The 11,696-nt window shown below is 37.4% G+C and carries 11 protein-coding genes and 1 pseudogene; 1 reads left to right on the forward strand and 11 read right to left on the reverse strand.

Features of this window, described 5'->3' with window-relative positions; genetic code table 11:
- Window positions 1–231 precede the first annotated feature (231 nt).
- The 5 genes from AC1M9K_RS12680 to AC1M9K_RS12700 form a co-directional block, all read right to left on the reverse strand.
- Window positions 232–876, reverse strand: coding sequence for an MBL fold metallo-hydrolase (locus tag AC1M9K_RS12680; protein ID WP_092768141.1), 645 nt, complete (start codon window positions 874–876; stop codon window positions 232–234).
- 14 nt (window positions 877–890) lie between these two features.
- Complete coding sequence (gene hemH, locus AC1M9K_RS12685) at window positions 891–1,907, reverse strand: ferrochelatase (protein WP_481589451.1); 1,017 nt, start codon at window positions 1,905–1,907, stop codon at window positions 891–893.
- Between the two features lie 125 nt (window positions 1,908–2,032).
- Entirely contained in the window at window positions 2,033–2,995 is a 963-nt protein-coding gene (locus tag AC1M9K_RS12690; RefSeq protein ID WP_481589452.1) for a DUF4062 domain-containing protein, read from the reverse strand.
- Between the two features lie 72 nt (window positions 2,996–3,067).
- Window positions 3,068–3,952, reverse strand: coding sequence for a glutamate racemase (gene murI / locus AC1M9K_RS12695; RefSeq protein WP_035264968.1), 885 nt, complete (start codon window positions 3,950–3,952; stop codon window positions 3,068–3,070).
- A 49-nt stretch (window positions 3,953–4,001) separates the two neighbouring features.
- On the reverse strand, window positions 4,002–4,613 hold the full coding sequence (locus AC1M9K_RS12700; RefSeq protein ID WP_092768147.1) for a DUF1285 domain-containing protein: 612 nt from the start codon (window positions 4,611–4,613) through the stop codon (window positions 4,002–4,004).
- Between the two features lie 183 nt (window positions 4,614–4,796).
- Here AC1M9K_RS12700 and AC1M9K_RS12705 point away from each other — a divergent pair, with 183 nt between their 5' ends.
- A complete protein-coding gene (locus AC1M9K_RS12705; RefSeq protein ID WP_481589453.1) occupies window positions 4,797–6,509 on the forward strand; it encodes an electron transfer flavoprotein-ubiquinone oxidoreductase in 1,713 nt (570 codons plus the stop codon).
- An 86-nt stretch (window positions 6,510–6,595) separates the two neighbouring features.
- Here the strand turns inward: AC1M9K_RS12705 and AC1M9K_RS12710 are convergent, their stop codons facing one another.
- The 6 genes and pseudogenes from AC1M9K_RS12710 to AC1M9K_RS12735 all read right to left on the reverse strand — a co-directional run.
- The gene (locus AC1M9K_RS12710) at window positions 6,596–7,663 is read right to left on the reverse strand and encodes a PoNe immunity protein domain-containing protein (RefSeq protein ID WP_481589454.1); all 1,068 of its coding nucleotides are present in this window, start codon (window positions 7,661–7,663) and stop codon (window positions 6,596–6,598) included.
- Window positions 7,664–7,667: 4 nt separating this feature from the next.
- Window positions 7,668–8,112: pseudogene (locus AC1M9K_RS12715) on the reverse strand (hypothetical protein); the annotation flags it as partial.
- Window positions 8,113–8,491: 379 nt separating this feature from the next.
- Window positions 8,492–9,280 (reverse strand): hypothetical protein, encoded by a 789-nt coding sequence (locus AC1M9K_RS12720; RefSeq protein WP_481589455.1) that lies wholly within the window; start codon window positions 9,278–9,280, stop codon window positions 8,492–8,494.
- A gap of 397 nt (window positions 9,281–9,677) precedes the next feature.
- Window positions 9,678–10,235 carry a hypothetical protein gene (locus AC1M9K_RS12725; RefSeq protein WP_481589456.1) on the reverse strand — a complete coding sequence of 186 codons (558 nt, stop codon included), beginning with the start codon at window positions 10,233–10,235 and terminating at the stop codon, window positions 9,678–9,680.
- Window positions 10,228–11,103, reverse strand: coding sequence for a hypothetical protein (locus tag AC1M9K_RS12730; RefSeq protein WP_481589457.1), 876 nt, complete (start codon window positions 11,101–11,103; stop codon window positions 10,228–10,230). The genes AC1M9K_RS12725 and AC1M9K_RS12730 overlap by 8 nt, the downstream gene beginning before the upstream one ends.
- A 1-nt stretch (window position 11,104) precedes the next feature.
- A partial coding sequence (locus tag AC1M9K_RS12735; RefSeq protein WP_481589458.1) for a DUF2345 domain-containing protein occupies window positions 11,105–11,696 on the reverse strand: 592 nt, incomplete at its 5' end.

The raw sequence follows: 11,696 nt of genomic DNA on the forward strand, positions 1-11,696 counted from the left end.
ATGATAATCACATTAAAACAACAATTCTACTTTCATAAATACATGAGACTTTATAAATTCACATTCACACTCAGTATAATTTTATCTTGCCTAGGCCTCCTTTTTGCAGGTCTAGGCATTTATCAACATGATTTCGTCTTGATTTTAATCTCTGCACTAATTGTGTTAGCCGCTGCCCTTCTCTTTTGGGAATTGAATGACATCAATCGAGATCACTTTTTTCGTTTTTAATTAACCAGCTTTACCTGCCACAAACGGGTTAAACTTTTTCTCATAGCCAATGGTACTGATTGGACCATGCCCTGAAATAAACTGTGTTTCATCTGGCAAACTAAAACATTCTCTCTCAATCGAATCCAGCAACTGTTGATGATTTCCCTTGGGAAAATCTGTTCGACCAATTGAACCCTTGAAAAGAACATCGCCAGTCCATAACAAGCCATAGTTAGCATTATAGAACATGACGTGGCCAGGCGTATGACCGGGAGCGAATCGAACTTCAAAGGACTCATCCCCCAATTTTAAAGTTTCACCACCTTCAAGCCACTGATCAACCACAACAGGTTCAGGTATCGGAAATCCATATCGTGCTGAAACTTCCTGAATCATATCTAACCAAAATGCATCTTCTTTATGAGGACCAATTACTGGAATACCCCACTCTCTCGCCAATGCTCCGACCGCACCAGCATGATCAAGATGACCATGAGTTAACCATAGCTCCTTCACTGTTAAGTCTAACTCTTGCACAACTTGCATAATTTTTTCAGGCTCACCACCTGCATCAATTAACACAGCTTCTTTGGTCTCTTGATCCCAAACCAATGAACAATTTTGCTGAAATGCTGTCACAGGAATAATTTTAACTTGAAGCATAGGAACCTTTAAATTTACGCAGAATGTTGGAGGGTAATCTTGAGTGCATCCAGTTGAGCTTCTACTAAATCAACCAACAAATCAATATGTGCTGCATCAGTGTTTAACGCTGGAATATAGGCATAGTCTTTCCCGCCCGCTGTTTTAAAGGTTTCGGCATTTTCCACAGCCAACTCTTCTAAAGTCTCTAAGCAATCTGCTGAAAAAGCAGGGCTGAGCACATGGACAGATTGAACTCCTTGTTGTCCCCACTCAGTCAGCAACGCATCTGTATATGGCTTGACCCACTCTTGTTTACCGAATCGTGATTGGAAACTGATAGCCCATTCATCGTCACGTAATCCCAGAGCCTCTGCGACTTTTTTCGCTGTAACTCTACAACGGTCGGCATATGGATCACCTTTATCTGCATAAGGCTGAGGAATCCCATGGAAAGACATTAATAATTTTTCCGCTTTACCGTGTTGCGCCTGAAAAACCTGAACACTCTTTGCCAAAGCCTGAATAAATTTTGGATGTTGATAATAATCGCGTATTAAACTTAAGCCAGGTAAATTTCTCTGCGTTAAAACCCATTTCGCCAATGCATCATACAAAGGTGCTGTAGATGTCCCTGAATATTGAGGAAAAAGTGGAAATAAAATGACGTGATCTTGTGGTGTCTGAGAAAGTTTTTTTAGAACCTCATGAATACTAGGATGACCATAAGTCATCGCAGGAACGACCTGAACATCAAAATCTGGATAATCTTGAATAACTTTTTGACGGATTAAATCTGTTTGCTTTAACAGAATTTCACGCATAGGTGAATCTTCATTCCACACCTGCGCATATGCTTCAGAAACATGCTTTGGTCGAAATGGTAAAACAAAACAATGTAAGATAATTTTCCACAAAAACGATGGAATCTCAATCACACGCTGATCAGATAAAAACTGTTTTAGAAAAGTTCGTACCGCAGGCACTGTCGGGGCATCTGGTGTTCCCAAGTTGGCAATAATTACGGTGATTTTCGGCTTTAACTCAGACATCTGATCCACATCAATTCACTGTTTAATTGAGAAATACTTTATCAGAGTCTAAGTAAATTCGGCGTGATTTTATGATTGCTTTTTAAAATGTGAATGACAGAGAAAAACTATCATATGAACTTGATCTATTTATTCATGCATTTCCATAACATGCGCTGACGATCATCTCGTCCTACAGGAACGATCCATTCATTATTACGCATTTGTTGCTTGATGGTATGCAATGCACGTACATTAATCTGTGCTCTAGATACCATATGTGCCTTAGGAAGTTGCAATTGAGCATCGACCAGCCCCGTATCAGTCAAATACTGATTCAACACTTTAGAATAAAAATCTTCTGGTGTTGCTTGGGAAAATTGAGACTCAAGAACAGTATAAATTTCATGCCATCGCATGGATCGTATACAAATAATTTCTTTAAAATGACTATCAACATAAGCATGCATACGATAATCAAAACTGAATTGATCATCCCATTCTATTCTAGGCAAAGATAGAAAAGGATCGACTTCAGATTTGGCTTGTTCCATTTTTGCTTGTGCCAACTGAGCTCTTAATCGATCAATCTCATCTTGTTTTGCTTGAATGCTTTGTGGTCTTACCCAACCCAAAACTGGGTAACGCTCAAGCATTTGAGGCATATGAGACCTGAGTGCAAGCTCTAATTCACGAGCACTTTTAAAAAATACGACCTGATCAACTTCTTTCACGATCTGTTGACGGAAATTTTGAAAGCGCTGTTGAAGATCCGCTTCATGCTCTCGTAAATGCTCCGCACGCGATTCTGGCTGTTCATGCATAAATACAATGATGGGCTTTTGCTTAGTCACTGCATAGATATATTCCAAGTGCATGTAACTAATGCCAGAGACAGATTGCTCACCATACTGGCTTCCTAAAAGCAGAAGTACATAATCACAATCATCAATTTGACGGCGTGCAAAAGCGGTTGTTACAGGTGTTCTTTGTTCTAAACCCCATGAAAAAAAACCCATTCCGATCAGCGTTTGAGACACAACCATACGTTCTGGCTGCATCTCTTTACCAGAAGTTGTAATAAACACTTGGTAACGCTTATCTAGCATGCCTTAATCCAATCCTGCATCTAGGTAAAAATGCCCTATTCATAAGGCTCAAAATGTATAGCTTGATATTGATCATTCTTCTTCGAATGTATCAGTTAAATTTTCAATTGACCATAGTATTTCATGCCCGATCATATTTTGTAATACAGGCTGAAGTTCAAGCGCATTTCCACCACTGACGACACAACGCAACTGCACTGATTTGTCATATGGTTGAGTTGCATTGAATTTATTTTTGATAAGGACTCTTGCTGTTTGGCGTGCAACAGCAAATCCTGAATCAACCAAAGTCAGTCGCTCTGCATAAAGATGCTCAATTGCAGATTTTAAAAATGGATAATGCGTACAACCCAACACCAAATAATCGGCTTGATCTTGCATGACGGGATCAAGTATCCGTTGTAATGTTGCAATACAGGCTTGCGAATTTTGTTGCCCTGCTTCCACGAAAGGAACCAAATCCAAACTGGTGACTTGATGAACTTTAACACCTAAAGGATCTGCAAAATTCTGCATTACATCCTTGATTAACTGGCCTCTAAAAGTCGCTGGAGTCGCCAATACAGCCACCACTTTAGACTGTGTCTGTAACACTGCAGGTTTTAACGCAGGAACCAACCCAATGATCGGAAATCGCTCACCATAATGCGTCCTTAAGTAATCCAGACTAAAAGCTGATGCCGTATTACACGCAACAACCGCAACTTTACATCCTTGACGATACAACCACTCAATTGCATGTGCTGTGAGCTGACGAATATCTTGATCTTCGCGCGGACCATAAGGGACATGAGCTGTATCTGCATAGTAAAGGATATGCTCATTGGGTAAATATTTTGCTATTTCCAATGCAACTGATAAACCACCAATACCCGAGTCGAAAATCCCAATAGGGGCATGTTCAAGTGCATGAGGCATAGGCTCATTAGAGCTCGGTTGGGGTAAAATTGCAGACATCTCAACGACTACTTTTATAATGCTTAAATGAATGGGCTAAGCTTAAACCTCAAGTCCCTAATTGCAATAGCAGATTACCACTTTTTAAATTCAAAACTGATTCACCTTGCTCATTTTCGCTCAACTCCCCCATTTCAACTAAATGAAAAAAAGCTGAACGTTGTATCAATGCGTTGATGCCAAAGCGCACATGCACATAAGGACGCATCTCTCCTTGAAAATCACGCATAAAGATCGGATGATCTTGATCCACAATAATGAGATCTTGAGTGGTCGTTGTTAGCTGTAGATAGGAAAGCCCTTGAATCTCGACTTGATCTACCTGATTGACCAATAAAGGTTCATCTTCGACTTCAATTTCGATTTGCTCAACGGGTGTTTTTAAGTAAAATTTGTTGTCTTCTTTCCATAGTACTGTCGAGAATAGGTCAATGAGGCTTTGTCTTTTAATCAATTGACCTTCGTGCCACCATTCACCATTCGCTTTTACTTTCAAATCCATTGAGCCACAATGCTTTGGGTTCCATTGTTCAAGAGGTGGGATTGACCTTTTGTGACTTGACTGTGCATCTTTTAGATATTGTACGATATTGATTAAGTTTTTATCATCAGGTACAAGTGAATCAGGCTGTGCTGTTATAGAATCATTTTGTTTTACCATGGTTTATGCCCTGCTGACGGAAAATAAAGCGACTCAGCCAATTGGCTTGATCAAGGTTTGAACCTATACTAGCGCAAAATATATAAAAGGTACGAGAGCAAAATTGTACCTGCAACTAAGAACACTCATGGCAGCACCGTCGGAATTATCGGTTGCCACCCTTTACTTTATGAGGAGTCCTTTATGGAACACATCGAACGTGAATCGATGGAGTTTGACGTTGTAATCGTTGGAGCGGGCCCTGCGGGTCTTTCAGCTGCGATCAAAATCCGTCAACTTGCAATTGAAAACAACCTCAACGATTTATCTGTATGTGTCGTTGAAAAAGGCTCTGAAGTAGGTGCGCATATTCTTTCTGGTGCAGTGCTTGAACCACGCGCTATTAATGAATTGTTCCCAAATTGGAAAGAAGAAGGTGCACCTTTAAACGTACCTGTTACAGAAGATGAAACATACTTCCTTCTTTCAGATCAAAAATCTCAAAAAATGCCTCATGCTTTTGTGCCTAAAACAATGCACAACGACGGTAACTATGTCATCTCTCTGGGTAACGTTGTACGCTGGTTAGGACAAAAAGCTGAAGAGCTTGAAGTTTCCATTTTCCCGGGCTTCGCAGCGGCGGAAATTCTGTATCATGCTGATGGTACTGTAAAAGGTATCCAAACAGGTGATATGGGTATTGGTAAAGATGGTGAGCCAACACATAACTTTACCCCAGGCTATGAGCTCCATGCGAAATACACGTTATTCGCTGAAGGCTGCCGTGGTCATTTAGGTAAACGCCTAATCGCTCAATTCGGCTTAGATAAAGATGCTGATCCTCAACATTACGGTATCGGTATTAAAGAACTTTGGGAAATTGATCCAGCGAAGCACAAACCAGGTAAAGTCATGCACGGTGCGGGGTGGCCTTTAACTGAAACTGGTTCATCTGGTGGTTGGTGGTTATATCACGCTGAAAATAACCAAGTATCATTGGGTATGATTGTCGACTTATCTTACCAAAACCCTCATATGTATCCATTTATGGAAATGCAACGTTGGAAAACACATCCATTAATTAAAGATGTATTGGAAGGCGGTAAACGTATTTCATACGGTGCACGTGCAGTGGTTAAAGGTGGTTTTAACTCTCTTCCTAAATTCACCTTCCCAGGCGGAAGCTTAATTGGTGATGATGCTGGCTTCTTGAACTTTGCAAAAATTAAAGGTTCACACACTGCTATGAAATCAGGCATGTTATGTGGTGAGGCTGTATTTGAAGCAATTAAAGCTGGTGTAGAAAAAGGCGGCGACCTTGCAATTGCTCGTGTGACAGAAGGCGAAGATTTCTTTGCTAAAGAGTTAACGTCATATACAGAGAAATTTAACAACAGTTGGTTAAAAGAAGAGTTATATAATGCTCGTAACTTTGGCCCTGCAATGCATAAGTTTGGTACATTCTTCGGTGGCGCATTCAACTTTATCGATCAAAATGTATTTAAAGTTCCGTTCACTTTACGTGATTTGACACCTGACTACAGTGCTTTAAAAACTGTTGATGCAGTGAACTTCAAACCAAACTATCTAAAACCAGATGGTAAGCTTACATTTGACCGTTTATCTTCAGTGTTTGTTTCAAATACAGTACACGAAGAAAACCAGCCAGCGCATTTAAAATTAACTGATCCATCAATTCCAGTAAACGTTAACCTTCCTCAATGGGATGAGCCTGCTCAGCGCTACTGTCCTGCTGGCGTATACGAAATCATGGAAAATGATGATGGTTCTAAGCGTTTCCAAATTAATGCTGCGAACTGTGTTCACTGTAAGACTTGTGATATTAAAGATCCGTCACAAAACATTACTTGGGTTGTACCTGAGGGTGCGGGTGGTCCGAACTATCCGAATATGTAATCTCGTTTGAGATCAAAAAACCCGCGTAAGCGGGTTTTTTATTAAACTTCGATAAATACGAAAGTTTCCCCTTGAGCGATATAGTTTTATTCTTCACCATCAAAATACCAATATACTTCACCCCAGTCTTGTTCTGAAAGCATTGGTAAAATGTCACCTCTATCAAAATATTGACGTTCATTTGGTTGGGCTGGAGTCGTCCAATAACCTGTTTTTGGACATTTATCCCCACCTTTGATTTTAATTTTTTCTACTGAATCTTGTGTTTGTACTTTTTCTGATTGTGCTTTAGCAAAATCGACTAAATCTTTTGGATAAAATTGATGCTCTCGATAATTTGTATCATCAATATCTAACAACCATGTAACAGCTGCCGCTTCCCATGACCAATAACCAAAATAACTGATACCTGATCTAATATCAGGTTGTGGATGTTGATCATGATAAGGTTCACGACGACTGGCTTCATACCAATCTTCTAAGTATTGCAACATCATCGCTGGACGTTTTTCAGGTGCAGCATCAAAAACTTTAATGAGCTTACGATAAGGCAAATGACGACGTGCATCATTCGGTGGTATGCCTCGATCTGTTACAAATGGAGCAACCAATCGCTCGATTAAGCCATCTTTTTCTTGTCCTTCAGGTGTTGCTTCTGTGTAGTCGATAATCGTCATAATTCGACTCATTTGATCTGCATACCCTGTCAGTAAACCAAAGCATATCAATCGTAAAGCAATATACCAATAATCTTCAGTTCCCAAGGAAATATGCCAGACATAACGTCCACCTGCATCAGGGCTTAAATTATAAAGATGACTCGTTTCAGCATATTCTTCTGCCCAATGAAGAAGATACGGGTAAAGTTCTTTTATAAAATTTAAATCTCCACCTGCTGAATATTGTAAAGATATCAAGTTCAGAGCATCTTTTAATCTTTGATGACCAGATGCTATATATCCACCCAATTTAGAATCATTTTTATAATCGCTAAATCCATCAACAACTGTATATATACCATTAACAAACGTATCAAATCTCTTGTGATACATTTCTTGCTCAAGCAGCTTATCTCTAAATAAACTTGTATCTTTTACTTCTAAACTCAACCATTTTTGCCAATCTATTTCTTGATCATCTACTTGTGTTGACATTCTTTCATCTCTCCAACATCTCGTTTGGTAAAACAAATTCTAATTTAATACCGTGTGCAGTTACTGTCCGTGTACAATTAGGTTTATTTAAGCCTTTACATTTTTCATGATGATCGAATTTATCACCAGTAATAGTAACCAAACTTTGATCATATGGGCATCGAATTGCGATGGTTTTACCTAGTTTTCTTTCTGTGGATGGTTTGAATTTAACTCGTCGCCAATCTTCTATTTGTAAAATCAATTTTTCTTCATGTAACTCAATAATTTTGAGCTTTTTATCTTATTAGCAATCCATAAATGTGACATTTGCACCCCATCACTCACCGTTGTACCGACTGAACCCTTAACCTTATCATCTTGGTCTGATGCCATATAAACATCTAACCCTTTCTTAATACCACCATGGCTGCTTTAGGTATCATCAGTGTTCGCTGGCTCAGTGCATTTTGTCAGCTTATCTATATTTGATGCGATGTATCTTGGTTTCTACCAAAGCGACGATGATAAACCAACCATTATTTTCATAGGTTTCTGCCTAAACCTAAACAGTAAATTATTCGAAGTAACTCATTACGTTCTAGGAACTCAGTTTTATCTTTCCAAGGTTTGCATTTTTCTTAGCGAAACTACTGCAGTAATTTTGTGCACCATTGAGTCTGAAGATCGAAACAAATCGAAATATTTCCACGATTAATTAAAACTTTTTATTGTAATTAGGCCAGTTGGATGTCGAATAGATTTTAGGTGTGGGCTTACTCGTCTCACAATTATATTGCTAAATTAAACCTAACAAACAACTTTGTGAAACAAAGCCCACCAAATATCCTATCTCATATATTGCCAAACATCAGGGTCTACATAGCTGCCATCAATATGATAGCCTTCCAGTTTAATTTTTTGTTCCTTAAATTTACGATCTTTTTCATTTTCCTTCCTTTCATCTAAAAAGGCTTGTTTTAACTGTTCTGCTGTCATTTCATCTGAGTTAGAAATAGCATTAAAACCAGTATATCTAAAATGCTCAAAACTGTATCTCAGCATATACTGTTCTTTTTTATCATCTTTATATGTTTTAGAAAGAGATATCCCCAAATTAATATTACTATTATATAAATTAAAATACATATGGCCATTAGTCAGATCCATCATTTCTTGCCACTCTTTAAAACTTAAAATATAGCTAGGGTCAATAACCTCTCCCATGTTTTGACTCATATATTTTAAATTATCTTTTTTATCTATACGTTCCGAATAAGGTAAAAAATACTGCTTCCAGTTTTTCTCACTCATTTGCTTCATAAGTTTTACATAAGCCTGATATGCATCTTCTCTAGTCGTATATTCATTAGCATGTAAACTAGCGGTTACATCCATAATCAAAACACCATCATTGCCCATTCGTGCAATTTGCGTCCCCATTACACTAATAACATTATCAATTTCAAAGTTACTTTGTTCAGTTACAATTTTAACCTGTCCCAGTTTGGGCGGTCTCCAATCTAGTGACAAAAAATTCATCCCCGCAGGTTGGCGGTCTATTGGCGCGTTACTATATTGAATAAAATCTTTTAATCCTTGCTGTCCAAAATGTAAAATAGCACTTTGTGGTGGCATGATTTCATTTCCTTTACTTTTCGTATTTGGAGTACAAGCCAATAATAGGCAACATATCGAAAATCCAAAAATTAAACTCAGATAATTTTTCATATTGAAACTTTTGTTAAAAAAATCGTTATTTTTTCCCTTCATTACTACTTGGATGTATTCCAAAGAGAAAGTTTGCTTTGCTCTGACTCCACCCCGTTATTGTTTTTAATTCCTGATGTAAAAAGGCACGCCTTTATCATCCAACATTAAACGGTGATATTTTTCCGCAGCCAAATTAATCTTAACTAAAGATCCGTTATAAAAAATTACTTAGGTTCCACCTGAGGGTGCAGGTAGTGTGAGCTATTCGAATATGTAATGTCTTTTTAAAAAAACCGCTAAAGAGCTCTTTCTCGTTAATTTATCAATCAATTTTTAAAGTTAATCGGTTAAAACTCAGATCATTGCCTTTGAATTCTATGTTTGAGAAAAATCTCATCACTACTTTCTTAGTATTTAGATTGATTGAAAATACATGTACATATATGTAATCTTGATTATTTTTTAGCTCTGTATTGATATATCTGATATTAAGATTATTAATGCAATTTGCATTTAAAATTAAGTCATTTTTGAAGTGATGCCTTGCATTAGGTGATAGAATCATCTCACTTGCAACTCCACCATCTAGATACACAACAATTTTACCAGGAGTACCCAATATACTCTTTGATAATCTATACATACCCCAACTAGAAGGACGACCATCTTTGAAAACATGCAATTGAAATGGTCCTAAATTTTTAGCACTATTTAAATTCTGACTTTCAGATACTTTAAATATCTCATTCAAAACAGTGCAGAAATTTTGATTATCTATCACAATAGCCTCACGATTTGATTCTTTAATTATATTTGATGCTGTAACATTTGAGTAAAAACAAAGTAGAGTTAGAAACATATATGTGAGAAATTTATTCATTTATATAGCCCCAATCTACTAACGGATCAACATCACCCACTCCCAAAACCCAATACTCTTCTTTTGTGGCATCATCACCTTCTCTCCAGATGATATCTTCTGAATTATAATAATGAGTCAAATTTCTTCCATAAAGTCTATGGACATAGTTTGGTTCATTATCTTTCATTATTTTTCCAAGCATTGATTTAGCAATACCAAGCTCGGGATATTGTGGATATTTAAATTTATTTAACGATGACTTTTGTAATTTTTCCCACCAAGAATATGGATTGACTGCAGGAATTGATATAGGACCGTACTTTACGAAACCTTTCCCATCTGGAATTATATCACCTAAGTTTTTTTTTAGAATTTTCTCAGCTTCTTTTGCACAAGTTGAATTCGTTAAAGCCCTATACTTTTTTTCAGAGGAATTATTTTCAATGTATTCTTGTTTTTCCTCATCAAAAATCATACTCAAGCTTTTTTTTCTAATCTGATTTACATCAAACATAATTTTTCTTGCACTATCTTCATTTATTTTAGCACGATATAAATAGCTAACTTCGGTTATAGGATAATCACAGGTTGATAAGTTGCCTATAATATTATTTCCATTAGCTGCAGGCCCAAAACTAAAAAATGTTAATACCTCTTGATTTTTCGTGATATAAAAAAATGCATGACCCCATTCGCCACTATTATTATTTTCTGGGAACTCTGATTTCAAATCGTGATGATTTTTACTTTTCAAAGCAAAGGTTCTTTTAGGTAAATAAGCCAATTCTGGCAAATTAGTCTCTGTTCCAATAACCACATAATATTCATCTAAGGCTACTTCAGATATGGGATTATCTAAATCAGTTTGATATTGTTTATTATTCATTTTAAATATCTACGTCCAAATTGAAATTTTCTTTTTCAGAAGTATAAATTCTCTTTGTTTTTCCTTCTCTGTCCGTAATACCTCTGATCAATTTACCATTTTTACCTGTTAGTACATATTTAGTATTCGTTAGAACCAACCCAAATTTGTTTTTTAAAATGAATTGATGCGAATAAATATCTGTAATAGGTAGTAACGGAATTTCATAACTTATAGAACTGGCCCCCACAAACTGATGCTGCCCTGCCTTAACCTCAAACTTACTTGCAGTCGTAGGAAATACCCCTGAAGCATTTATTTTTAGCTGTGAACCGCCTGCGGTCAGTACGATTTCTTTCGCACTCGTGATGTCGACATTTGCCTCCGTGGAAATAATCTGCACACCCTTTCTAGCAATCAGGTCAGCACCATCTCCTTGTGCTTGAATCTCGATCTTACCTTTCCCTGCATACAGTCGTGCCCCTTCTTGCGCGGCAAATAAACTGATCTTTTTGCTGGCATGGCTAAGTATGCTGTCTTGGGTACTGGTGTTGATGCTTCCTTGTGCAATTTGGTTGATCTGTCCATCTGCACTGAGGTGGATGTCTTCGTTA

This window comes from Acinetobacter sp. 24-47-67 (assembly GCF_056779735.1).